The 23672-nt window shown below is 47.4% G+C and carries 20 protein-coding genes, 2 tRNA genes and 3 pseudogenes; 16 read left to right on the top strand and 9 right to left on the bottom strand.

Going from position 1 to position 23672, the window contains the following annotated elements:
• Positions 1-105 precede the first annotated feature (105 nt).
• The 5 genes and pseudogenes from METTU_RS02525 to METTU_RS25040 form a co-directional block, all read left to right on the top strand.
• Positions 106-513 (top strand): BON domain-containing protein, encoded by a 408-nt coding sequence (locus METTU_RS02525; protein ID WP_006889722.1) that lies wholly within the window; start codon positions 106-108, stop codon positions 511-513.
• A gap of 17 nt (positions 514-530) precedes the next feature.
• Positions 531-1046 carry a hypothetical protein gene (locus METTU_RS02520; protein ID WP_006889721.1) on the top strand — a complete coding sequence of 172 codons (516 nt, stop codon included), beginning with the start codon at positions 531-533 and terminating at the stop codon, positions 1044-1046.
• A 61-nt stretch (positions 1047-1107) separates the two neighbouring features.
• Complete coding sequence (locus METTU_RS02515; protein ID WP_006889720.1) at positions 1108-1551, top strand: DUF2383 domain-containing protein; 444 nt, start codon at positions 1108-1110, stop codon at positions 1549-1551.
• A gap of 342 nt (positions 1552-1893) precedes the next feature.
• The gene (locus METTU_RS02510; RefSeq protein ID WP_006889719.1) at positions 1894-2310 is read left to right on the top strand and encodes a DUF2892 domain-containing protein; all 417 of its coding nucleotides are present in this window, start codon (positions 1894-1896) and stop codon (positions 2308-2310) included.
• 294 nt (positions 2311-2604) lie between these two features.
• Positions 2605-2712, top strand: a pseudogene (locus METTU_RS25040) (IS5 family transposase); the annotation flags it as partial.
• 204 nt (positions 2713-2916) lie between these two features.
• Here METTU_RS25040 and METTU_RS02500 read toward each other — a convergent pair.
• Positions 2917-3291: an EF-hand domain-containing protein gene (locus tag METTU_RS02500; RefSeq protein WP_006889718.1), complete on the bottom strand. Its 375-nt coding sequence runs from the start codon at positions 3289-3291 to the stop codon at positions 2917-2919.
• 672 nt (positions 3292-3963) lie between these two features.
• On the opposite strand from METTU_RS02500, the gene METTU_RS02495 reads away from it, so the two are divergent.
• Positions 3964-4203, top strand: a complete 240-nt coding sequence (locus METTU_RS02495; RefSeq protein WP_006889717.1) for a DUF2171 domain-containing protein — start codon at positions 3964-3966, stop codon at positions 4201-4203.
• Between the two features lie 186 nt (positions 4204-4389).
• A complete protein-coding gene (locus METTU_RS02490) occupies positions 4390-5796 on the top strand; it encodes a hypothetical protein (RefSeq protein WP_006889716.1) in 1407 nt (468 codons plus the stop codon).
• A 357-nt stretch (positions 5797-6153) separates the two neighbouring features.
• On the opposite strand, the gene METTU_RS02485 is transcribed toward METTU_RS02490, so the two are convergent.
• Positions 6154-7821, bottom strand: a complete 1668-nt coding sequence (locus METTU_RS02485; protein ID WP_006889715.1) for an alpha-keto acid decarboxylase family protein — start codon at positions 7819-7821, stop codon at positions 6154-6156.
• A gap of 843 nt (positions 7822-8664) precedes the next feature.
• On the opposite strand from METTU_RS02485, the gene METTU_RS02480 reads away from it, so the two are divergent.
• The 3 genes from METTU_RS02480 to METTU_RS02465 all read left to right on the top strand — a co-directional run bounded on the left by METTU_RS02480 (position 8665) and on the right by METTU_RS02465 (position 10115).
• Positions 8665-8829 (top strand): CsbD family protein, encoded by a 165-nt coding sequence (locus tag METTU_RS02480; protein ID WP_006889714.1) that lies wholly within the window; start codon positions 8665-8667, stop codon positions 8827-8829.
• A 97-nt stretch (positions 8830-8926) separates the two neighbouring features.
• The gene (locus tag METTU_RS23840; protein WP_006889713.1) at positions 8927-9286 is read left to right on the top strand and encodes a hypothetical protein; all 360 of its coding nucleotides are present in this window, start codon (positions 8927-8929) and stop codon (positions 9284-9286) included.
• Between the two features lie 328 nt (positions 9287-9614).
• Positions 9615-10115 (top strand): SRPBCC family protein, encoded by a 501-nt coding sequence (locus METTU_RS02465; RefSeq protein ID WP_006889712.1) that lies wholly within the window; start codon positions 9615-9617, stop codon positions 10113-10115.
• Between the two features lie 358 nt (positions 10116-10473).
• On the opposite strand, the gene METTU_RS02460 is transcribed toward METTU_RS02465, so the two are convergent.
• Positions 10474-11619, bottom strand: coding sequence for a KUP/HAK/KT family potassium transporter (locus METTU_RS02460; protein WP_302050582.1), 1146 nt, complete (start codon positions 11617-11619; stop codon positions 10474-10476).
• Between the two features lie 73 nt (positions 11620-11692).
• Between METTU_RS02460 and METTU_RS02450 the strand changes: the two are divergent.
• A pseudogene (locus METTU_RS02450) lies at positions 11693-12902 on the top strand (IS3 family transposase).
• Here METTU_RS02450 and METTU_RS02445 read toward each other — a convergent pair.
• The 3 genes from METTU_RS02445 to METTU_RS02435 all read right to left on the bottom strand — a co-directional run bounded on the left by METTU_RS02445 (position 12790) and on the right by METTU_RS02435 (position 14239).
• Entirely contained in the window at positions 12790-13671 is an 882-nt protein-coding gene (locus METTU_RS02445) for a KUP/HAK/KT family potassium transporter (protein ID WP_040579551.1), read from the bottom strand. The pseudogene METTU_RS02450 and the gene METTU_RS02445 overlap by 113 nt on opposite strands.
• Before the next feature lie 399 nt (positions 13672-14070).
• Positions 14071-14146: transfer RNA gene (locus METTU_RS02440), tRNA-Asn, on the bottom strand.
• A 16-nt stretch (positions 14147-14162) separates the two neighbouring features.
• Positions 14163-14239 (bottom strand) — tRNA-Arg (locus METTU_RS02435).
• A 372-nt stretch (positions 14240-14611) separates the two neighbouring features.
• Between METTU_RS02435 and METTU_RS02430 the strand changes: the two genes are divergently transcribed.
• The 3 genes from METTU_RS02430 to METTU_RS02420 all read left to right on the top strand — a co-directional run bounded on the left by METTU_RS02430 (position 14612) and on the right by METTU_RS02420 (position 17408).
• The gene (locus METTU_RS02430; protein ID WP_006889709.1) at positions 14612-15946 is read left to right on the top strand and encodes an ATP-binding protein; all 1335 of its coding nucleotides are present in this window, start codon (positions 14612-14614) and stop codon (positions 15944-15946) included.
• Complete coding sequence (locus METTU_RS02425) at positions 15943-16587, top strand: response regulator (protein WP_006889708.1); 645 nt, start codon at positions 15943-15945, stop codon at positions 16585-16587. The genes METTU_RS02430 and METTU_RS02425 overlap by 4 nt, the downstream gene beginning before the upstream one ends.
• 494 nt (positions 16588-17081) lie before the next feature.
• Positions 17082-17408 (top strand): hypothetical protein, encoded by a 327-nt coding sequence (locus METTU_RS02420; RefSeq protein ID WP_006889707.1) that lies wholly within the window; start codon positions 17082-17084, stop codon positions 17406-17408.
• Positions 17409-17497: 89 nt separating this feature from the next.
• Here the strand turns inward: METTU_RS02420 and METTU_RS02415 are convergent, their stop codons facing one another.
• Positions 17498-18856, bottom strand: coding sequence for an IS1182 family transposase (locus METTU_RS02415; RefSeq protein ID WP_006889238.1), 1359 nt, complete (start codon positions 18854-18856; stop codon positions 17498-17500).
• 71 nt (positions 18857-18927) lie between these two features.
• Between METTU_RS02415 and METTU_RS25115 the strand changes: the two are divergent.
• Together METTU_RS25115 and METTU_RS24785 are read left to right on the top strand one after the other, a co-directional pair.
• A pseudogene (locus tag METTU_RS25115) lies at positions 18928-19053 on the top strand (hypothetical protein); the annotation flags it as partial.
• 42 nt (positions 19054-19095) lie between these two features.
• Complete coding sequence (locus tag METTU_RS24785) at positions 19096-20451, top strand: c-type cytochrome (protein WP_496109393.1); 1356 nt, start codon at positions 19096-19098, stop codon at positions 20449-20451.
• Between the two features lie 178 nt (positions 20452-20629).
• Here METTU_RS24785 and METTU_RS02405 read toward each other — a convergent pair whose 3' ends face one another.
• Complete coding sequence (locus tag METTU_RS02405; RefSeq protein WP_006889705.1) at positions 20630-21151, bottom strand: hypothetical protein; 522 nt, start codon at positions 21149-21151, stop codon at positions 20630-20632.
• A gap of 92 nt (positions 21152-21243) precedes the next feature.
• Positions 21244-23631 (bottom strand): methyl-accepting chemotaxis protein, encoded by a 2388-nt coding sequence (locus tag METTU_RS02400; protein ID WP_006889704.1) that lies wholly within the window; start codon positions 23629-23631, stop codon positions 21244-21246.
• Positions 23632-23672 lie beyond the last annotated feature (41 nt).

Genomic DNA, 23672 nt, shown 5'->3' with positions numbered 1-23672 from the left:
GACATACATTTGAAAGCCACGCAATAAACGACCATCAACTTCTGTTCGGCATGGATGCCGTTCAATTATGTTAATAAAGAAACACTTACTATGAAGGAGAACACTATGCCTACACGATTATTGCTAGTTATTTTCACTTTAACGGGCAGCCTAATAATGATGACCGGTCCTGTTCGAGCCGAACAAAATACCGCATTCCATTTGGCAGCTAACTCGGAATTGGAAAATGCCGAGCGTAATGTTCGCGACAAGAACAACGCTACTTTAACCCCGGAAGACCAAAAGGAAACCAAAAAGGATATCAAAATCACGGCTAAGATACGTCAAGCCGTGGTTAGAGATAAATCGCTATCAGTCGATGCGCAGAATGCAAAAATCATCACCCGTAATGGCGTGGTGACTTTGCGTGGGCCTGTTGCAAGTGAAGCTGAAAGTAAGAAGCTGCAAGAAATCGCCAAGAAAATGCGTGGTGTAGTGCAGGTAGATAATCAACTTGAAAATAAAGCGCCTTAAAGGCCCAGGAGAATGACATGACTAAAGCAGTTTTTTGTATCGCTCAAAATCTCGAACAAACAGAGATCATTGTTAATAACCTGAAGACAGCAGGTTTTTCAATTAATGATATATCTGTGCTGTTTCCCGACAAATCCACGACCAAGGATTTTGCTCATGAGAAGCACACCAAAGCGCCGGAAGGCGCCGCTATCGGTGGGACCGTGGGTTTAGGCACTGGCGCTGCGCTCGGGTTGTTAGCCGGGATCGGCGCTCTGGCTATTCCAGGCGTCGGTCCGTTAATTGCTGCTGGGCCCATTATGGGGGCATTGAGTGGTGCGGCAGTAGGCGCTGCCACTGGAGGTTTGACTGGAGGCTTAATTGGGCTGGGTATTCCTGAGTATGAAGCCAAACGCTACGAAGGAAAAATCAAGGGAGGAAGTGCCTTGATTTCAGTACATACGGAAAGCAGCGAAGAGTGTGATAAGGCGAAAAAAATCTTTGAGCAGGCTCACGCAGAGGATATCTCATCGACTGGGGAAGAGTCAGTATAAATACTTAAGCTTGATGATGCTATTACACGTAATCAAGAAATAATCACAGAGGAGTTTTATTATGCATAACATTGAAATACTCAACAAATTGTTGAAAGATGAATTATCAGCAACGGAAACATATCAGCAGGCGTTGGATAAACTTAAGGAAGATGCCGGCGTGGGCGAATCGGAGGATTTAAAGCCAATTTATGAGGCTCATAAAGATGCCGTTTCCAGTTTACAAGCACTAATCAATCGATTGGGAGGAACTCCCTGTGAGGACTCAGGAGCTTGGGGCACTTGGGCGAAAATAGTCCAGGGAGGCGCTAATATGTTGGGTAAAAAAGCGGTACTAAAGGCTTTACAGGCAGGAGAAAAAAGTGGTGCAGAGGAATATGAGGAAGCGCTGGAGGATACTGAGCTTTCCTCAGATGTTCGCTCTTTGATTGAAACAAAGTTGCTGTCTGCTCAACAAGCGCATATACGCACTTTGGATCAGCTTTTGGACACGGCATCTGAATAGGCTTTCCAGCCTAGCCTACTGTTTAAGTGATGTCAGCGTGGACCTAAAGTGATTCGCGCTGACTTTATTTATTGCGTTACCGGGTTTTAAATAAAAATCCAACTCACTTTATTAACTATTAAACCTGATTAGCAAGGATCGTCAGTTATACGAATTCATGCCGGCATGATGGCTACTTGAGGAGTTCGCCAGTTGTTCGGCCAAAATTGTACGTAATCCGGAATTGATAAGACGTTAATTGTCTTAACGCAGCAGCTGGGTAGAAAGAAATGGTGAAACACAAGTAAAGAATAGATATTGCTGTGATTATGCGGCGAAATTTTTTTTAATTTGGAGGTACCTATGTCTATATTTAATGCTGAAGATTCAACAAGATCAAGCCTGGATCGCGTTCGTAGCTCCACCGCTTCCCTTGTGAATGAAGAAATAGATCATCAAACGGATATAAATATTCACCGTTATAAGGGTAAAAGCAGGGCAGAAATTCTTGAGCGTATTCAAATGCTGGATAAGGAATGGGATATAGAGCGAGTGCTTGAGGTCAATGCCTCCACGTTAGCCCTAACCGGCCTGATTCTTGGTTTAACCAAAAATCGAAAATGGTTATTCCTTCCCGGCATTGTTTTGCCGTTTTTGTTGCAGCATGGATTACAAGGATGGTGCCCTCCCTTACCTCTATTACGCCGGCTTGGTATCCGTACCCGGGGAGAAATCGACCGTGAAAAATACGCGCTTAAAATCCGACTGGAGAAAAACTGAGTTGGTATTATTTAAGTGACTGCACAGCCTCAATTTTTCGAAGCTACAGTAGAGTTTGCCAACTGGACTAGAACAAATGAATAAATTTCAATGGCGCCACCTTTAGAAACCCAGACGTAATAAAACCATTACGCCTGGATGGTAAAAAACGTGGAAAATGTGCCAGCTTTTCCAGTAAATAGCGCCTAAATATTACCAGAAACAATTACTATATTATTGTTTTTAATGATATCTACAGTCTTATATGGCTGGGAAAAGGCGCTTTTTGTGGAAAAAATTCAACGCCGTTTTACATTCGGCAAGCTCAAGCACTACCGTAGAATTGCCACTCGATACGAGAAAAAGGCTATTAATTGCATGGTGATGCTGTCATTTTCCTCGGTACTTTTATGGCTCAGATGAAACGTCAACAGAACCTAGTCAACTGGACTCTTGAGATCGAGACTCTCCGTTATCTGATGGACTGTTTCGGCTTTATGCTGCATTTTTTTATTTTGGATATCGACACATTACATATTAAGACAGGCAGTTCTCGCATTAGCGCCTCCACACGGTGATGTCGGCGCCGAACCTCAAATGCCTCAACGGTTTGGGCCTATACCCCATTTACTTGACTTCCCCTTCCCGTTTGGTTTCCATTTCCAGATTTTGGTATTCATGTTGTTCCAACTTACCGTCATGACCTGCATCCACCTTGTCGAATACTTGCAGTAAATACGGGAAATTTTGCAATTCACTTTTAGTAACGTAGTGATCGCCATTGACATCAGCCTGGGCAAATGTGGGTAATTTTCCCTGGCCATCTCCAGGTTTTTTGGCTGGATCAGCTTGTGCATTTTGAACGTCTGGAGTTTGATTTTCAGCCCATACAGACTGGGTAACAGAGCCAAGGCCGATACTCATAACAACAGCTACCTTAATAATTTTAAAAAACTGGTTGGGGTTATGGGATATTTCGCGAATAGTTTTTCTAGTTTTCATAATGGTCTCACAGGGTTAGAGTTTAAGTAGATCCGGTTTTATCTTGAAAATGGTTTCAACAAGAATATCGTGTTACTTGCCTGCTTTGGATGCGCGTTATTACTGGCCCAAAGCGTCTGGGCGGCTAATGATGAATTAATAATATCACTCTGCGATATAGCCGGCGTCTTCCATTTGATGCTTCTTTCATGTCTGCTTAATTACTTCAATCTTCGAGAATGTGGAAAATGACTTTGTCGCCATGTTCATATCAATTCAAGCACTGACACAAAAAATAATTCATTGAGCCAGAATAATTATAAATTGGACAATTGAGTTAAGTCGGTACGGTGGCACACATAAAGCGACTGGATAATGTAGTGTGTCAACACTTTTCCGGACGCAAAATTAAGCAGTGTTATGCAAAAATTACGCGATTATTAAAGTTTTTGTTTTTTGACAGCCACAAGGACATTGTCTATGTGCGATGTCGCACAGACCGATTTTAATTATCTGTGTAACCTTAAAACACAGACAAGGAGATTTAATGAGGTATGCAGGGAACTCACTCGTTAAGAAAAAATCGAGTAATCCCGTTAAAATCCGAAAAGGGTAGTGTTTTCAATCCTCGTCTGAGTACCGATTAAGAATTTTCATAAAACCGGCTCAAACTGAGCCAACAGGAGAAAAACCATGATTAATCCCGACCAAATCAAACCTGATATGCCCGTTGTTTGCTCCCAAGACGGACAATTTGCTACTGTCGATCATATGGAGGGGACGGATACCATCAAGCTGAAGAAAGATAAGGCAGGTCAACACCATTACATTCCGCTAACCTGGGTAAGCTCAATCGAGAGCGGCAAGGTTAAAGTAGATCGTCCAGGCGATCAAGCGATGCAGGAGTGGTCGACAGTTTCGCCGAAATCTTAAGCGAATAACTTCAGGCGATAATTAGACAATCGTTAGAGTGGCTTTTTGTTTCTGTCGAGACGCTTAGGTGAAAGTGCTGAGCGCCAGCAGTTTGCTTCAACTTAGCCGTTGCGAATTTGAATGTGCGACGGCTGGGCTCTGGGTCTTGAGCCATTCCACCAAACTTAAAGGTTCGGAGGACAAGATATGAGACACACAACTCCAAGAAACCGTTGGGTGCTGTTCGGGATATTCGCGACAGCGCTCACAGTCAGCGGCATAGGTAAAGCCCAGGAATCAGCAACAAAAAAATCGAGCTACGCCCCCACTGTTATCAATGAGGACTTCGCAAAGACGATGGCACGCATGAAGGCTGCTAAGCCAGAGATCATGAAACGTCAGATCGATCTGCTCAATGCGCGATACGACCTGAGTGACCGCCCTGCTAATGGCGTGACAATGTCTAGCGGAAAGCCCGTTCAGGAAGGCGTCCGTGTGAAGCTGTCCAAAGATACAAGCTGGGACAAACTTGCGGCGGCCAGCCCCGAAGAGATTCGCGAGAAAGGCCTGTTCCCGGCAGGTTTCTTCCCACTACCCCATCCGAACCACCCGGAAGGCGGCATGACCTTTCCCAAGTTTCTCATTGAAGAAATCAAGAAGCAAGAAGGGCGGGATCTCGTTCGTTTTGATTTGGATTTCGATCTTCCGAACCATTTTTTGCCCGAGTTCCCAGCTCCCATCTACCTGACCACACGGCCTGATCTCGGAGATGTCTCACAAGGTAAGCTCGTCACTATCGACAACTATTACGAGCTGTTCAATGGGATACTAAATCCCAAGCAGATAGAGGGTCTGAGGATGTTGTTGACCCCCTTCTCACAACAGCAGTTCAACCAAACCGAGGATCGCCGCTCGGAACGTCCGAGTCGAGGGGTTGCCTGTTTCGACTGCCACGCCAATGGACATACAAACGCTGCGACCCACCTCGCGGGAGATACCCGTCCTCAGGAGTTTCGGCATCGCATTGACACGCCGTCGTTGCGCGGCGTGAACATCCAGCGCTTGTTCGGCTCTCAGCGTGCTTTGAAGAGTGTGGAGGACTTTACCGAGTTCGAGCAACGCGCCGCGTATTTCGACGGTGATCCGGTCATCGCGACGAAGAAGGGCGTCAATATCCTTGATCGCGGCAGTCAGGTGCACTTCATGGCAGAGTTTCAGGAACTGCTGGATTTTCCACCGGCTCCCAAACTCGGCATTGACGGTAAGTTGAATCCGAAAATGGCTACTGAGTCGGAGATGAGCGGGCAAGCACTTTTCTTCGGCAAAGCCAATTGCGCGAGCTGCCACGCGGCGCCCTACTATACTGATAATCTTATGCATAATATGAAGGTGGAACGCTTCTACAAGCCACAGATGATCAATGGGCGTATGGCTAGCGCCGATGGTCCAATCAAGACCTTCCCCCTGCGCGGAATCAAAGACTCGCCACCTTACCTCCACGACGACAGGTTGCTAACGTTGGAAGATACGGTAGAGTTCTTCAACCTGATTCTCGACATCAAGTTGACTGAGCCTGAGAAGAAAGATCTCGTCGCATTCATGCGACAGCTTTAGAAAGAAGCAGTAATAGAGGATCGAATCTTCTATACGGTCAAACGGGTGCGGAGGGTATCCAGTCGACACCACTGAGCTTATATCCCTCTGTATCCGTATATAGTCCCTCTTCCGGTATGAACACAACCGCGTCCGAGGTTCGCCGATTGATCATAAAAGTGCGTAACTAACGCGTAAGTTCTGATATTTGATGGCGGAGGATCATATCGAGCTCGAGTGATATAAAGGGAACCTCTATTAATTTAATTCAATTCTGAAAAAACTAGTATTTATTAGTTTCAAAGACTTATATTCGAAAATATCATGAAAAAATCAAGTATTAGAGATTCCCTTAAAGTTAATGAGTCAGTTTTCGCACTACTCAAGCTGATTTGTTTTTGCCATAGACTGACCTGCACTGCGTAGCGACTCGGGACAATCCAGTCGTCCGGTGTGAATTTCGATAAATACGAGGTCGTCCGCTGTGGCAGCTTTAGTCAGCGCCTCTTCAAGCTCGCCTTCCGTACGAACATCAAGACCTAACCCACCTCCGAACACCTCCACCAGTTTGTGATATTTCCAGGGTTGGAGATCATTGTACGGGTGATCGCTGATTACCCGCTCTATGGTATATCCGTCATTGTTGATCAGAAAGATGACAGGCTTGAGATGGTTGCGGATCATCGTCGACAGGTCCTGGCCAGTTACTTGAAAAGACCCGTCTCCCACAAACAGCACGACCTGCCTATCCTGCGCTGCCATGCCCGCACCCAGGGTTGCTCCGATCGTATAGCCGATTGATCCGTAAAAGGTCTGGCCTATGAAGGTCACTCCTTCCGGCATGAGCATTTCGGCGGCACTGAACAGGGATACGCCTGTTTCAGCAATAACTATTGCATCGTCTTCTATAAAATGACTCATGCGGTCGAAGAAACGCTTGATGGTCAGCAGTTTCGGCACATCAGGCTGGTACAGCTCCGCACGTCGGTGCACGCAACCATCAGCAGCGCATTGGATATCCAGAGTTGCGGGATCGCGTCGGGTAAGCTTTTCGGTCAGCCCAAGGATAAAGTCATGTAGAGACACGTTCTCGTAATAATGATGTTTGATCCTCACGGAACGGATGTTGGCGCTGATCGTCTTCGCGTCGTCGAGGTTGGTTGTGAAGCCTCCGGTGTTAAAATCGGTTAGCACGGCCCCAAGTTGTAGAATGCAATCAGCCGACTCGACTCGATTTCGAACATACTCGCGACTTCGTTCTCCCTCAAACAGACCAATGAATTGCGGATGCTGCTCTGACAGGACGCTCTTGCCCAACATCATGGTCACATACGGGAAACCGGTTTTGTCGAGAAAGCCGGCGAAATCCTGTTGCAGCTTGAAGCGTATCAATTCCACATCGCCGATCACAATCGGTTTCTGTGCCTTATCCAGCATTTCCAGCGCTTCGGTGATCGCCTCTCCAAGCGCATCCGGATCACTACCTAGGGCTGGTGGGAACAGAAAAGCCTGAGGGCGCTGACACGACATCATTACCACGTCCGATGGGATGCTAATGTAAACCGGTTGCTGATGAGATAGGCACACCGATAACACTCGGTCGATCTCGGCCGGCGCCGTTTCAGCCGAAACCAGCTCGGTTGAGGCGGCAGTAATTTTTTCGTATATCCTCAAGGGAATCTGATAATCGCCCAAGGTGTGATGCAATAGCGGTCGGGTGCGGAAATTAATCGTCGACGGCGAGCCGGTGATCACCACCATCGGCACTCTCTCGGCGAATGCGCCCGCCACGCCGTTGATAGCACTTAATTCTCCGACGCCATAGGTTGAAGAAAATGCACCAACACCCCGAATACGAGCGTAGCCGTCGGCAGCATAGGCCGCGTTGAGTTCATTGCAGGTGCCGACATACTTTAGGTCGCTCTTCAGTACTTGGTTGAAGAAGCCCAGGACAAAATCTCCCGGCACGCCAAAGAGGTGATCCACCCCAATCTCTTTGAGCCGTGTTATCAGGTAATCAGCAACCGTGATTTCTGAACTTTTCATATTATTGAACTCCCCATCTTGCTATTTAAGTAAGGTCTATTCGATAGTTGCATCATGTCTGATGAGGTTTATCTGTGGTTTTCAGAACAACGCATTAACAATCCGACGCCCTAAATGCATCCAAGTAACTGGCAAATTCTGCATATAAAATTGACTCACGCCGACAAAATGCAATCAAGCTTACACTATCGCTTCTGCGGACTACTCGACTCCTGTCTCTTAACGTAGAGTATTTTGACTGATCTTGATAATTCCGGGAGATTGGTAATAATATCCTAGCAATGGCTTTGCGGCTGACGTTGCCGACCTAGGTGTTACTGAAGGAGACTTTGCTTGACGGGAAGCTTTGCAGTATGACGCTAGCGATATTCTAATAATATCCAACATAAATTATTCTTTGTTTGATGTAAAGTTATCTGAAAATTTGGTCTTCTTCCAGAGCAAAAGCTCAGATTCGTTGCTGAATCTAAGCTTTAACCACTAAGTTGTTCTTCTTGCAATTGAACTTAGCGGCCATTCCTCCTTAGAAATTAGAGTGTATTTTATGCTGTGAATTTACAATTAGAATATAAGTGCCATTACTTAATGCTGATGCACCATGACTACTTCAACAGTAGCCTGTCCCCTCGAAAGCGGCCGTTCACCTGAATAGAATGCAGGATTACACTTCGGTTAGCTCAGATATTTCAAGATTATCTTGCAGTCCCAATACCTTTTTGTTCGCTACCGTACCGACGACCTTCGGTTTTATCTGTAATATTTCAAGTGGGCGTTAGGGAACTTTATCCCACGCTTTGCTCATAGCTATGTGTGTCATGACTAAATAATTATCAGGAGAAACTCATGAACAAAGATCAAGTAAAAGGCAGAGCCGAAGAAGCCAAAGGTAAAGTTAAGGAAGTCACCGGCAAGATACTGAATGACGATGAGATGGAGCTGAAAGGCAATGTCGAAAAAAAAGTTGCTAAAGTCAAAGCGGGCTTTGGTGACCTTAAGGACGATATTTAAAAAAGCAAGTAAAACGTGCCTTGCTGAGCTGCGCAGCCGTTTCCAGACTAGCAGCCCCTCAAGACTCTCTTAAATAACCTTATCAGAGGATATAAATATGAAAATCACCCACATGAAATCCATCGGTTTATCAGCAATCCTGGCTTTGCTCGTTTGCTCATTTGGCGCTTATGCAGAAGAAACCAAAGAGGAAATAAAAGGCCGAGCTGATGAAGCCCATAGTGCGGACTCTGTCGACAAGCAAAGCGAAGCCTTCAATATCTGCTTACGCGCTACTCAGCGCTTCGAACAACAGGAAAGGACCAATGGGACTGGGAAAACTGAGGTAGCGCCGCTATCTGCTTCGTGCAAAACGGAATTGAAACCGGTAGCGTATTGGCTTTGCATGGATAAAGAAGCCAATGGGAAAGTCGACTTTAATGTCGCCCATACGCGTTGTGCGAAACAAACAAACTAAATGGATTCTTGCCGTTTCGTAGTTAACCGCGGCCATCCACCCGAACCGCCGGTTGGGCGTTAATTGAAATCACGGTCGCTTGGGTGCGGCCGGATGATGATTGTAGTTATCCACGTTCAAAAATAAATATTCGACTGTCGGCTTAGGATCGAAATTGCCACATCCAAAAAGAGTAAGATCCCCTATTGCCGAATGTCTGGTATGGAAAAATCGGATGGGCATAAGTTAAATCAACTTGGCACAATACGTAACTAACGTTATTTATAGCGATAAAAATATTGTCTATTTTCATCTCCCCATAATCAACCCAACGGAATAACGGACTACCATGCAATATTCGTTAGTGACTCAGTGGCACCTAGATGCTCCCATAGAACGGGTCTGGGATGCCCTCGTCGCGTCTGAAGAATGGCCGAAGTGGTGGCACTTCGTTAAAAAAGTCGTTGAAATCAAAAAAGGTGACGCACAAGGTCTGGGTTCGGTTCGACGGTTTATCTGGACGAGCAGACTTCCCTATCGGCTATACTTTGAAGTCCGAGTTAAGGTGCTGGAAAAGCCCCATTGGATTGAAGGCATTGCGTCAGGCGACTTAAACGGTACTGGAAGTTGGAAGTTGGATGATTTGGGGGATTCAACTCGGGTGACTTATGTATGGCTTGTGTCTACGGAAAAAGCCTGGATGAATCTCCTGGCGCCAATTTTAGCACCCGTCTTTACTTGGAACCACGATCAAGTCATGCAGGAAGGCGGAAAAGGCATGGCCCGGCATCTCGGCGTTTCACTACTGGATTTTCAAGGATCCCGCAGCCGCCGCAGTGAGTGTATTTAGACTCAACAAGCCAAGCTTATAGCGTTATGCAAAACGCCGAATGGTGTTAAACGACGTTGAATTTTCTCCACATTCAACATCCATCTTTACCGATTCATTGGAAGGGTAGATGTCATTTAAACAATAAGATAGCAAAAATTAATAGAAAGTATTGATGGTCTTTTCTGATGAAACTGGCAAAATTCCTACGCTTTTTGCCAACTTGGCTACCGAATACCTAATCCCCTTTAGGGCATACTTGTAAACAAACTGTTCCAATGAGAGCGGACACTATTATTGCTAACTTCCCAACACCTTAAAGGTCGTCCGATATATCTGAATAACGCCTGTGGGTTTTTTAATGATTGTATGATGTCCGCTAGATTTCAAACTGTACGCCCAATTCAACCACTCGTTCCGGCGGAACTTTAAAAAACTGGATGGGTGATGAGGCATTTCTGAACATAATCAGGAAAATTTTTTCCTGCAAGGGGTTCAGATCCGGTTTATTAGAGGGTATTAGCGTTTCTCTACCAATGAAAAAAGACGCACTGTGCTGGTCAATGTCTAAACCTTTTAATTTACACAAACTAAGTATCTGCGGCACATTGGGCGTTTCCATAAAACCATAACGCGCGGTGACGCAGTAAAAACCCTGATCCATTTGATCAATATCGATTCGTTCATAGTCGGGGATAGTGGGAATATCTGCAGTAGATATGGTTAGCAATACAATCCGTTCATGCAATACCTGATTATGCTCGAAATTGACCTGCAAGGCATGGGGCATTCTGAGATTGCGTGCGCTCATGTAAACAGCCGTTCCGTGGACTCTTGCCATCGGCGGAAACAAAGTCAGATTGGTAATAAACGTGGTCAGCGATATGGCTGCATTTTGCAGATGATAGGCCAGTACCTGCCGTCCGCGTCGCCAGGTGGACATCATGAAAAACAGAGTCGCACCCACTACCAGTGGAAACCATCCACCTTGAGGAATTTTAAGAAGATTCGCGCCTAAGAAAGCACCATCAACTATCAGGAATGAAGCAACGAGTACACCGGTCCAAAGCGGTGACCACTGCCAGCTATCCAGAGCGACTACCAGAGCCAATAACGTTGTAATCATCATGGTGCCGGTCACTGCCAGACCATAAGCCGCCGCCAGATTGCCGGAAGAGCCGAAGCCCAGTACCGTACAGATCACCAGCAATAATAACATGCGGTTCATAGCTGGCACATAGATTTGTCCCATCGCCTGGGTGGAGGTATGCACCCGTTGCATAGGTGGAATATAGTCCATCTGCATGGCTTGGCTGGTGATAGAAAACGCACCGGAAATAACGGCTTGTGAAGCAATGACGGTAGCAGCGGTCGCTAGTCCTATCATTGGGTACATTGCCCACTCGGGTGCTAACAAATAGAAGGGATTCAGGACAGCGACGGGCTCTCGTAGAATCAGCGCACCCTGACCAAAATAATTCAGTGCCAGCGCCGGTAAAATCATGCTAAACCATGTCATTTGAATGGGACGTTTGAAGTGGCTACACTAAACCGGACACACAATCTAAAATAATCTGAAAATAGAGAGTGTGTCGAAAATGGATCAAGAAAAACAAAAAGTAAAAATATATAGCGCCGAATTTAGAGAATCCTCGGTGAAGCTGGCGATCGGTTCTGATAAGCCGATTACCCAAACAGCCAGGGATTTAGGAGTCAATGCCAATACGCTCCATACCTGGATCAACAAATATAGCCAGCCGAAGGAGTACAGCAAAACCGTGCGAACCGATGAGCATCTATACGAAGAATTGAAGCGGCTGAAGAAGGAAAACGCCCGATTAATAGAGGAACGTGACCTGTTAAAAAAAGCAGCGGCGTACTTTGCCAAGGAGCAACGGTCGACTGCATGGATGCAGGAGGTAGAGCAACGCAGGAGCAGTTGCCGAGAAGTACGCCTGGGTCAAACAACATGAGAGCGAATTTTCGGTTAAATCGATGTGCCGGTTCATGAGCGTTTCTCGTAGCGCTTACTATGCTTGGCAGGAGCGCCCTCAGACAGCCATTGAAAAAGACGATGCCGAGCTGGTTGAGGTCATAAAGACCCTGTTCCAGAAGAGTCGGAAAAACTACGGTACGCGTCGCCTCAAGGAGGCCTTAATCAACCGGGATCGGCAGGTCAGTCGACGTCGTATCGGCCGGTTAATGGCTGCTGCGGGTTTAGCCTGTAAAACCAAGCGCAAATTCAAAGCGACCACGAATTCCAAGCATAATTTGCCCATTGCCCCCAATCACTTGGATCGGCAATTCACGGTGGCGCAACCGAATCAAACCTATGTCGGCGACATCACCTATATTCATACACTGGAAGGTTGGCTGTATTTGGCTGTCGTGATTGACCTGTACTCGCGGCAAGTGGTCGGCTGGTCAATGGCTGAGCACATGCGGGCCAAACTGGTGAACGATGCGTTATTGATGGCCGTTTGGCAGCGTAAACCCGGTAAAGGCTTGATATGGCATACCGATAGAGGCAGTCAGTACGCCTCTGACAGTCATCGAACGCTATTGCAGGAGCATGGCATTATCCAAAGCATGAGTCGCAAAGGCAACTGCTGGGATAATGCCGTCTCAGAAAGCTTCTTTCATACCTTGAAAACAGAACTGGTTCATCATCAGCGTTATCAAACCAGAGCTGAGGCTAAGCAGGATATATTTGAATATATCGAGGTGTTTTACAACCGTGAGCGACTTCATTCCGCAAATCACTATGTGTCGCCAGTGGACTACGAAATGCAGCTAAAATCTGCTTAACTTTGTGTCCGGAAAAGTGTTGACACATCAGTTTGCCGAAATGCCCCATGTCGGCATAAAGCGCTTCGGCACCTGTGAGCGCCAACACCACCGCACCTAGTGCGATGAAAGCATGCCAGCCATGCTCCAGAAAAAAATGTACACCATAAGCCGGATTGAGCGCTTGTAACACATGAGGATTCTGACACACACTCACCCCCCCCAGCAGACCCAGCGTGCCAAACCAGATTAACATGATAGGCCCGAACAACATGCCGACTTTATCGGTGCCGTAGCTTTGAAACATAAACAAGGCGATCAATACCAAAATCGTCACCGGCAAGACATAAGCCTGAAGTGCCGGAGCGGCAACCTCTAGTCCTTCGACAGCGCTCAATACCGAAATAGCGGGGGTAATAATACCATCACCATAAAACAACGCCGTGCCGAACAAACCTAGCGTGATGATAATGTTACGTTGCCGTTGTTGGTTTCGGTGACGCAAGGCCAATGCCATCAAGGCCATGATTCCGCCTTCGCCATGGTTATTGGCTCGCATCACAAACAATACATATTTAATGGAGATAACCAGGATTAGCGACCAGAAAATCAGCGACAAAATACCTAAAACATTTTCTGGTGTCGCTTGCACAGCATGAGGGCCATTGAAAATGGTCTTCATTGTGTAAAGCGGGCTGGTACCCACATCGCCGTATACAACGCCAATAGTACCGAGCATCAGGGCGAGCAAACTGGCGGAAGATTCGTGGGCATTTGCTGGTGTCTGCATAGCGTCCTTGAATTGAAAACGAATCAGTAAAAGTGGTTACATCATTATATGGCGTAGCCTCACGAAACGAAAAAAATCGTATGCGTGCGACGTGAAGTCACACTAGTTGGGCGGGTTTAAACAAACTACGTAAAAGTTTGGCCTAGTTCAAATCAGGGTAACAGTTTTAACAACGATCATTAGCGTTCGAATGCAGCCATGTCTTCAGCAGGTTCAAGAAAGAACTGCTAAACAAAACGGTACTTAGGCGCATACCCTGCAGGTAAATAGAAAATAATTATTGAATTATTTTGAAGCGAAAACCATTGCAGCAGACTGTTTTAAAGTTGCCCTGAGGTTGCCCAGAAAAATATTAAGCAAAAAAAAGCCTTACATTTTCATGTAAGGCTTTAATTTATCTGGCTCCCCCGGACGGGCTCGAACCGCCGACCTAATGATTAACAGTCATCCGCTCTACCGACTGAGCTACAGGGGATTAAACTTTTTCAGTGTGGTGCGCCTGGAGAGATTCGAACTCCCGACCGCTCGGTTCGTAGCCGAGTACTCTATCCAGCTGAGCTACAGGCGCCGTACTGAGACGCTTATTATGCTTTTTAAGCCCTCCTCTGTCAACTATAAATTTACACAATCTTTAAAATATTAGGATGAAAAGAATTATTCCAAGGTTGTCAGGCTATTCAATCACGCTTATTGCGGTAGTTTTTTATTAACTGACAAAGCAAAGAAATTTGTTTTTGATGAGCACTCTATTGTGATCGTGTAAATGAGCTTTCGCCTACCCTATATTATAAAAGGGGCGAAACAGCATTTTTTACACAGGGTTCACGGCTTAACCGAAAAAAAGAATTTTTCCTATAGCGATTCAATCGCCATAGATGAATAATGGTGGGTTTTTGCATACCATCAATCCGATGTTGCAAGTGTCGAGTTTTCAAAACCAATGAGTCTGCGCTACCAAATCAACATACGAATTTTGATCTCTTCCCTGTGCATCTTGATGCTGGGCGGATCGATAGCCATCTGGCAGGCACGCGATGCCGTGAATAAAGAAGTCGATTCATCCATCAATCTGGCTGTACAGTTGATAACATTCGGCTTTTCACAAGCTTCGCAAACTCCGTTTCATGAAACCGATTGGTTACCGAAGCTTAATTCGCTAAATCAAACCCGCCATTTAAGTATTCAGCTCAAAGAACCTTCAGGCCAAATCATCAGCTTTGCCCACAAAAACCAGCAAATCAATAATGACGAAAAGCCGCCGCAATGGTTTATCAATCTGGTTGCAGCTCATTACCCCAAGGTTGAGCATCAAATCACCAGCTTCAAAGGCGAACAAATCACCCTGATTATTCAGGCCAACCCGTTAGATGAAATCACCGAAGTCTGGCAAGAAAGCATTGCCTTTTTTAGCTCGCTTTTCCTGCTGACGCTCTTTACCTTTTTGGCCGTCAACCTGGCTTTTAACAAAGCGCTTAAATCCATTGCCGTCATTGTTAACGCGCTAAAAGTCATTGAAACCGGACACTATCAGCAAAAACTACCCAATTTTTCCATTCAGGAATATGACAGTATCGCCAAAGCCATCAATCACATGACCGGTGAACTGGATGCCGGACAGCAGGAAAACCGGGCGTTAACCCAACACACGCTGGAAATACAGGAAGACGAACGGCAACGACTGTCGCAGGAGTTGCACGACGAACTGGGGCAATCACTGACCGCCATTAAAGTCATGGCCGTGACTGCCGGGCGTTCCCAAACTGGAGCTGCCGACATCAAGCAAACCACCGATTCCATTGTCACTATCTGCGACCATTTAATGACTGTGGTGCGCTCCATGATGCATCAACTGCACCCCTTGGTATTAACCGAACTGGGGCTGAAAGCGACTATGGAAGACCTGTTAAACCACTGGTCGATTAGAAATCCTGAGTTAAAGCTCACCATCACCTGCCCTGACGAAGTCGATTTTCTGGAGCAAAAAATCACCATCCAAATATTCAGAGTCGTTCAGGAATGCTTAACCAATATTGTCCGTCATGCGCAGGCGAAGCAAGCCGCCATCAACCTGGAAATCGAGCATCAAGGCAAAACAGGAGCGGCGCTACGGCTACAGGTAACCGACAACGGACAAGGTTGCGCTATTGACAAGATTAAGACCGGATTCGGCTTATTGGGCATGAGAGAAAGAATCAACAGTTTGGGCGGCGAACTCACCATACAGACCCAGCCGCACCAAGGCATGAGCATCATTGCGACTATTCCGCTGCCATGAAAGACAGGATAAAAGTCATTCTGGTCGATGACCACGCCGTAGTACGCGCAGGTTTCAGGATGCTGCTATCGACCGAAGCCGATATTGACGTGATCGCCGAAGCCGAGCGGGGTGAGGCGGCCTGCCAGCTGTATCTGGAACAGCAACCGGATGTCATGGTGCTGGACTTATCCATGCCCGGCATTGGCGGACTGGAAAGCATACGCCGCATTTGCAACCGAGACAGTAACGCCAAGATACTGGTATTTAGCGTTCACAATGAAATGGTTTATGTCGATAGAGCCATGAATGCCGGAGCAAAAGGCTACATCACTAAAAACAGCGCCCCCGACATTCTGGTAACAGCGATACAGAAAATAGCCGGGGGCGAGATTTATATAGAGCACGGCTTGACGAAAAACATGCCCCTGCAAAATAGCGAGACCGACTACCAAACCATTGTCGATACCCTATCCCCCAGAGAATTCGACGTATTCCTGCTGCTGGCAAAAGGCTTAACCGCTCATAAAATTGCCGACGAACTTTGTCTGGGCTATAAAACCGTAGCCAATTACGGCACGCAAATAAGAAGCAAACTTAAAGTTTCAACTGTCGCCGAGTTGGCGCATATTGCAATGGTTCTGGGGATGATGAAAAATTGAAAATAATGGAAGGATGTTTTAACGACAAATCATGTAACGCGCATTTCTAAAACACACCCCAAACTTAGTAAAGGTGCGCGGTACGAATCACATTTAGCTTATGCACTGAGTTTGGCTTGTAGGTTATAAACACCAAATTTAACGACCCTCATTTGCTTTCGAGTAAAAAGGAAGGGTAAACTTAAACAAAGATCACCCAATCCGCATCATGGTTTGTGCTGAATCAAATATCCCGAATGCATGGATAGCCTACCGCATCGCGGACCCTGAACCATAAAATCCACGAATAAAAGCAAGGCTTGCAGACTTTAATGAATACCGGCTTTGCACGGTTAGCTACACCGACCTACGTTGCTAAAACAATACCTTCCAGACAGAAGAATTATCAATAGAGTTTAATCACTGACACATAGGCGAGACAAATCCATAAATCCGAGTAGACGCCCTAAACCCAAGACACCACAATCCTTCATAGATTACAAAAGAGAGTGCCTATGAAATACCTCTATATTCTTACTCTGGCCGGTTTGCTCGCAGCTTGCGACGGTACCGAACTGGAAGCGCCCAAGCCCCCTGCCCTCGTTCATGACGTGCCGACCAATTGGCCGGCGGCGCAACAGGAAAGAACCAAAGCCATTGACACACACATTCAACAGCACCGGGTAGCCTATGATCGGTTTGCCAATTTCCCCGTCAGTGAAACCGACGGCATTCCCTTTATTATTCTCAAGCTGTTCCCAACGGTAGCTCCGGAATTTTGGGGCGGCAAAGAAAACTTCCTAGGAGGCTGTCGGATTAATAGAGCGAGCCTCCCCACTTAATCACGATTAAAATTTAAAAAAGTGGTTTATTGGGATTTTTAATGCCCATAGTTCTGTTTTATGGGCAGCTCAATGCTCTTTTTCCTCTCTCACCCTCTTAATACATGCATTCTTTTTAAATTCCAGCCTATACAGACTAAATTCCATTCACTTTGGACGGATTCCAGGCCTCGAAGCTGGAATTGCCTGAATCCCTGGACGTGTTTAATGATGCCAAACACGGTTTCGACAGTAGATTTTCGCTTGCCGTAGAGTGCTTTGCCCGCTTTGGTTGTTAAGCGATGGGTCATGGCCTCAACCGGCGGTAAGGTGCTTTCGCCTATTTCCGGCTGATGCTGAAACCGGGCGTCAAGGGCTTGGTTATGGCTTTGCCGCTTTTGGGCGATGTACGGTTTTATCTTTGCATCAGCACACGCCTTTACATTGGCTTGGCTGAAGTAGCCGGTGTCGGCCAACAGGTTGTCAACACTCCCCAAGCACTCCGGGAGCTGTTCCAGTTTGGCTAAGGCCGGTTCGATTTCTTGTTTGTCGTTGGTGTGTTGGGTGATGTGATGAGCAACGATCAGGTGGGTGGCAATATCAACACTGGCTTGGGCGTTATAGGCTTGTTCAAAACCATTAGGGGTCGGCATGATGCGGGACTCTTCATCGGTCAGGCTGACTTGATCTTTACCTTGAGGCGCATCGGTAGGCGCTTGGGGGGCTTTGCCGCCCATTTTCTTGCCGGTTTCACTCAGGTGTTGTTCACGCTTAGCCTGCTTTTCGTCATACTCGGCCTTTTCTTGCGCGTAACGCGCCTTGGCACGGGCCTGGATTTCCTGTTTGGCTTTGGCAATCACTGCTAAACGGTCTTGGCGGCGTTTGAGTTCCTTGGGTACATCCATGTCTTCTGGAAGCGGGGAATTGTCGGCGGCTTCAGCCAGTTTCATCAAGGTTTCAACTTCCTGTTTGAACTGGGCTTCCAGTTGATTGGCGTAATCCCAGCTCAAGGCTTTATGCTTGCTGGCATTGGCTTTAATCTTGGTGCCGTCCAGGCTCACCGTACCCAGCTTAAGCAGCCCCAAGGTTTGTGCAAGTACCAATATCTCGACAAATAGGCTTTCGATCTCTTTGCCAAAGCGCTTGCGAAAGCTGTTGATGGTGTCGTGATCTGGGTTTTCGTTGGCGCAGATGTATTTAAAGGCCATCGAGTCATGAGTGGCTTTCTCCAGTTTGCGACTGGAAAATACGCCGGTCGCGTAACCGTAGAACAGCAACGCCAACAGCATCGCCGGATGATAGGGGCGCTTTCCTTTGCCCGCATAGACGGCTGATAGCGTCCGTAAATCCAGTTGATCGACAATCTCGACAACAAAACGGGCCATATGATCTTCAGGCAAATAATCCTGAACACACGGGGGCAGAATGTAGGGGGTATCGCGATCAATCAGGATGAATTGGGTAGCCATTTTTGTTTTTTGATTTGGTGTTTCGATAGGGTTATTTTAACACTTTTTGCACTGCTAAATCCGACAGTCTCCTAGAGGTGATCGGCTTATTCAATGATGAGCGCCTAGTAGGCTATCCCGCGCCACGAGGGATAGGATTTAGCGGTTTATCAAGGAAAGAGGCGCAAGGCAATATCGACTTTGCCTCTTTTACCTGCGGCGGTTGCCACATAGGCCGGGTACGGCTGGATGACGGCAGCATGAAGTACCTGGATGGCGGCATCAACGCGGAATTTAATGTCATCGGCTTCCGCCTGAGAGTCACCCAAACCTTGGCAAAAATCTACCGCGACGAAACAGACCCGGCCAAGCAACAAAAATTGGTCATTGATGCCTTTCTTGCCGCCTTGGATGCCGCCCACCAAAAAGACGCAAACTTTTTTTATCATAACTACAGCTACGAAAACCGGAAATTTGATACCGCCTACGAACAAGCCCAGATCGACCTGTTCAAAAAGCAAGCCGGTACCGTCATCCCCAAATTCATCCACACCGCCGAGCAGGTCTACCGCGGCTGGGGCATAGTCGTTAACAAAATCTATCCGGAAATTAAACAGGAAATCATGCAAGGCTACCCCGGCACCGAAGATGCCATTGCCTTCAACGCAGCGAACGCCTATTTTTCCCTGAAGAATAATCCGCTAACCGGCCTGTTTGCTCCCCTCGCATTACCCTCCCATGCGGGTGTAACCGACATTATGGCGGTATGGAATCAGGATACCCGCAATCCTCGCTGGAATCAGGACAAGACCGACTTGATCAACGGCGGCGGACAGTGGAACGGGCATATCCCTTTGCCCATATACAAAAACATTGCGGCGCAACTGACCATCGGTTTCGAGAATATCGATGTTCGCGTTTCCGCCTTTGCCGACCAGTTACTGGACAAACTCCCTTCCCCCGCGTACCCGTTTGCCGTTGACGTGGAATTGGCCAACAAAGGCAAGGCGCTGTTTGCCGATAACTGCGCCGCCTGTCACCAGCCTAACAACGGCAAGGTGTATAGAAATATCGGCACCCATTTAGGCCGCGCCAAAATAGCAGGCACCCTGATCACCCTGGGCGCCCGGAGCAGCTTTACCAAGGTTTGCTCCCCTACCCTGACAGTGGACATGAATGGCACGCCCGGACAGCCTTGCGCCGACTATAAGGGAGTTTCCCTGGCAGGCAAAAAGGAATTATCCATGACCTCACCCGGGCGGCACGACGGCTACAACGCCCTGCCGTTAATCGGCATATGGGCGCAGGGACCTTATCTGCACAATGGATCAGTGCCAACCCTATACCATATGCTGGTACCCAGTGAACGCCCAGCTCATTTCGTCAAGAGCCGCCTGGATTTCGACAAGGAAAAAGTCGGATTTTCCTGGGATCCCAACATCCCGCCCAACCCCGTCCGAAAAGAGGGCTACCTGTTGAACACCGCCTTGTCCCCCGCCCTCAGCAATACCGGCCATGACAAGAATATCCAGGATGGCGATAAGACCTTCAAACTGGATTGGTCGGATGACAAGGCAGGAGCAATGGCGATTATCGAGTACCTGAAGACGTTGTGAAGATAATTTCGCTTAGGTTTAAAGAGATAGTACCTTAGCCTTGAGGATCGTGCATGATCCATCATGCACGATTAAATTCAGAGAAAAGACCTTAACCGGCGCGTATTACGATGATTCCAGGAATGATGCAAAAGACCCACTCGCGCTGAACTACGAACGTGTCAAATGGTCAAAGGACTTAATGCCAACCGCCGTATTGCGTAGTCGGATCGCCGCGCCAACCGGTTGTGGTTTTGTTGGCATCGGGAGTGTGTATAGTGTCTGCCGCCGCGCGGGTCATATTGGCATGCGTATAACCGCCCATCGCTTTTGCAGCTTTAGCTATCGCCGTGGTTGATGGATTAATCTCATATTTGGTAATCGTGTCATGAATGACGGCGGCGACTAATTTCTCCGTGCCCGGCTCGGAAGAAAACGTCAACAGAATCGGTAAAACCGTATTGGCAGGAACTTCTACGCTGTAACGACCGTTATCCACAGCCGCATGGGCAATTGAATGGCCGTTTTCATCGGCCACTTCCACCGTGCCGGTTCTAATCACGCCCTTGTCATTGCTGACCACACCCTCTAAAACAGTCGCTTGGGCATATTTTTTTACCACGGCTTGACTCACTTTTGCCGTTTTTTTCTCTTGCTCGCAACCGGTAAGTGCAAAACCGCTGAAGGCTAGCAGTACCGTAAATACAATTGTGCGATTCATAAATCCTCCTACTAATTCATAGTGTTGTCGCTACAAAGTATACTGGATTATGGCGCTCAAGCTATCCTCGGTAAAAACTTGACGTGTATTTCCTAAAACGCTTCCCAGTCGCCGGAACCGACTGTCACCCGTGGCGTTTTATGCTGGGCTGCGGGTATTGTCGAATGCGGGATAAAACGGCAAGAACCGGCCGCACTGTCATCCACCTTAAAACCGCTCACCGTGATCACCAGGTTTTGCGCCTGTTCTTCCAACGATTCCGCCGCTGCCGCGGCTTGTTCTACCAAGGCGGCATTTTGTTGAGTTACATCGTCCATTTGGGCGATAGCTTGATTAACTTGTTCGATGCCGGAACTTTGTTCAGATGAGGCGGCGGTGATTTCGGCCATCATATCGGTAACGCCACGGATGGAGGCGACAATTTCTTCCATAGTCAGCCCGGCCTGGGTAACCAGCTTACTGCCGTCCGAGACTTTATCTACCGAATCGCTAATCAGGTCTTTAATTTCTCCGGCAGCCGTCGCGGCGCGTTGCGCAAGGTTGCGCACCTCTACGGCTACAACGGCAAAGCCCCGGCCTTGTTCGCCGGCGCGGGCGGCTTCTACCGCAGCATTGAGGGCAAGTATGTTGGTCTGGAAAGCGATGTCGTCGATCACCGAGATAATGTCCCCGATTTTGCGTGACGATTCATTAATGTCATCCATGGTCATGACGACTTGACCGACCACTTCAACACCTTTGCCCGCGATGTTGGATGCATCAACGGCGAGCTGGTTGGCATGCTGGGCGTTTTTGGCATTGTGCTGCACGGCGGAAGTCAGTTCTTCCATGCTGGCGGCGGTTTGTTCCAAACTGGCGGCTTGCTGTTCGGTGCGGTGTGACAAGTCATTATTGCCCGAAGCGATTTCTTTGGTTCCGGTGTTAATGCCGTCAGTGGCCTCCTTGATTTGACTGATAATGTCTTTAAGTTTTTCTACCGTGGTATTGGAGTCATTTTTAAGCTGACCAAAGATACCTGAATAATCGTTGCTGATGGTTTCGGTCAGGTCGCCACGGGACAGCGCATTGAGTACGCGCACGACTTCATTAAGGCTGGTTTCGCTGGTTTGCATAAGCTGGTTAATATCGCCACCCAGATGACGCAAAAAACCGTCCTTGCCGTCCAGATCGAAACGCATACTGAAATCGCCACTGGCAGCGGCTTCCACAATAATGGCGACTTCATTCTCCGCGATTACCTCTTCGGTGCGGTCGTGCCATTCGGCCACCGTGCCCAGTCGTTGGCCCTGCGCGTTGATTACCGGGTTGGCGATCACGACCATCGAACGGCCGCCCACTATCATGGCGGCCTCATAGTTGCCGGTTAAAGAGGTGAGCATTTTTGCCTGATGCGAAGGTTTTTCGTGAAAATCATCCATGTTGGTGCCGACCAGATTCTCAATCGAGAACTTTGACAACTGCCGACTGATTTCCATTTCGGCCTTGCCGAGTATATTGATCACTTCTTGATTAACGTAAATGATGTTGCGGTCGTTATCGGCAATCATGACACCGGTGCTGACGTTGTCCAGCGCAATCTTGACGCGCAGGGTTTCGTCAGCCGCTTTGCGTTCTGCCGTTATGCGCTCCAACAGTTGTTGCTGCATGTGTTTCATCGCATATAACAAACTGCTGCTGTCTTTCTCATTAACCCGAATATCCTGAGTCAAATTGCCCTCGGCAATTTCCATGGCAATCCCTTTTGCAAAGTAAGGATCAATGCCCAATTGCTTGCTTAGATAACGTGTCAAGTAGATGGCAATGCCTAGCCCTAAACCGATGCCGGTCAAAGAAATGACGAGCATGATCTTGGATGCATGCCGGGTTGACTCAGTAATGGCATGGGTATTGTTTTTTGCGTCGTTCACTTCCTGATTTTTAATTCTATTCAGTTGTGTTCGTAGGTTTTTCGCTAATTTATTGAAATCCTTCATGACCGGATTGCCCGCATCGGCGCCCTCGGCCTTATAGACCGTGGTCATGCGCTTGCCTTCGCTGTAATACCAGTCGAAACCGGCCTCAAGAGCCGCCAATTCTTTCAGTTTTGCTGCGGACGAAGCCGCCTTATTCCCCACAGCATCACTGCCGCTCTTAATGGCGGACGGTTCGGTCGTTATTTTTACCGGGCTTTCTCCAGCCAAGCGCTCCCGAAACTGTGCGATGCCCTGTTTAAAGTCTTCGGCCGCTCTTTGCGCATCCTGATAACCATCCGGGTCCTGGTTGAGTGAAACCTGGGTAAAAAGTTGCTGTACCTGTAAGGTATAAATCGCCATTCGCTCTGCCAGCAGCGCATTGGGCAAAAAAGTATCATCCACTTTCGCCACGTCGCGCTGAGTCTGGGAAAAATTAAACAAAACCACAGCAACAATGCCTATCATCAAACTGATGATGGCAAGAAAACCAAGCACTATGCGGACTTTGAAGCTTATATAACCAAACATTTTAAGAGCCTTTTTAGATGTTACTTATTAGTTTCCACGCT

The sequence above is a fragment of the Methylobacter tundripaludum SV96 genome, from assembly GCF_000190755.2.
Taxonomy (GTDB): domain Bacteria; phylum Pseudomonadota; class Gammaproteobacteria; order Methylococcales; family Methylomonadaceae; genus Methylobacter_A; species Methylobacter_A tundripaludum.
Note: the sequence above shows the minus strand (reverse complement) of the source record. Positions and strands in the feature narration are given on the sequence as shown.

What these genes read in the sequence shown, in the direction of transcription:
- METTU_RS02400 (WP_006889704.1), bottom strand. Translation starts at nt 23,631, where the DNA reads ATGTTTGGTTATATAAGCTTCAAAGTCCGCATAGTGCTTGGTTTTCTT.
- METTU_RS02510 (WP_006889719.1), top strand. Translation starts at nt 1,894, where the DNA reads ATGTCTATATTTAATGCTGAAGATTCAACAAGATCAAGCCTGGATCGC.
- METTU_RS23840 (WP_006889713.1), top strand. Translation starts at nt 8,927, where the DNA reads ATGAAAATCACCCACATGAAATCCATCGGTTTATCAGCAATCCTGGCT.
- METTU_RS02425 (WP_006889708.1), top strand. Translation starts at nt 15,943, where the DNA reads ATGAAAGACAGGATAAAAGTCATTCTGGTCGATGACCACGCCGTAGTA.
- METTU_RS02415 (WP_006889238.1), bottom strand. Translation starts at nt 18,856, where the DNA reads ATGGCTACCCAATTCATCCTGATTGATCGCGATACCCCCTACATTCTG.
- METTU_RS02485 (WP_006889715.1), bottom strand. Translation starts at nt 7,821, where the DNA reads ATGAAAAGTTCAGAAATCACGGTTGCTGATTACCTGATAACACGGCTC.
- METTU_RS02465 (WP_006889712.1), top strand. Translation starts at nt 9,615, where the DNA reads ATGCAATATTCGTTAGTGACTCAGTGGCACCTAGATGCTCCCATAGAA.
- METTU_RS02430 (WP_006889709.1), top strand. Translation starts at nt 14,612, where the DNA reads ATGAGTCTGCGCTACCAAATCAACATACGAATTTTGATCTCTTCCCTG.
- METTU_RS02495 (WP_006889717.1), top strand. Translation starts at nt 3,964, where the DNA reads ATGATTAATCCCGACCAAATCAAACCTGATATGCCCGTTGTTTGCTCC.
- METTU_RS02445 (WP_040579551.1), bottom strand. Translation starts at nt 13,671, where the DNA reads ATGCAGACACCAGCAAATGCCCACGAATCTTCCGCCAGTTTGCTCGCC.
- METTU_RS24785 (WP_496109393.1), top strand. Translation starts at nt 19,096, where the DNA reads ATGAAGTACCTGGATGGCGGCATCAACGCGGAATTTAATGTCATCGGC.
- METTU_RS02500 (WP_006889718.1), bottom strand. Translation starts at nt 3,291, where the DNA reads ATGAAAACTAGAAAAACTATTCGCGAAATATCCCATAACCCCAACCAG.
- METTU_RS02490 (WP_006889716.1), top strand. Translation starts at nt 4,390, where the DNA reads ATGAGACACACAACTCCAAGAAACCGTTGGGTGCTGTTCGGGATATTC.
- METTU_RS02515 (WP_006889720.1), top strand. Translation starts at nt 1,108, where the DNA reads ATGCATAACATTGAAATACTCAACAAATTGTTGAAAGATGAATTATCA.
- METTU_RS02525 (WP_006889722.1), top strand. Translation starts at nt 106, where the DNA reads ATGCCTACACGATTATTGCTAGTTATTTTCACTTTAACGGGCAGCCTA.
- METTU_RS02520 (WP_006889721.1), top strand. Translation starts at nt 531, where the DNA reads ATGACTAAAGCAGTTTTTTGTATCGCTCAAAATCTCGAACAAACAGAG.
- METTU_RS02405 (WP_006889705.1), bottom strand. Translation starts at nt 21,151, where the DNA reads ATGAATCGCACAATTGTATTTACGGTACTGCTAGCCTTCAGCGGTTTT.
- METTU_RS02480 (WP_006889714.1), top strand. Translation starts at nt 8,665, where the DNA reads ATGAACAAAGATCAAGTAAAAGGCAGAGCCGAAGAAGCCAAAGGTAAA.
- METTU_RS02420 (WP_006889707.1), top strand. Translation starts at nt 17,082, where the DNA reads ATGAAATACCTCTATATTCTTACTCTGGCCGGTTTGCTCGCAGCTTGC.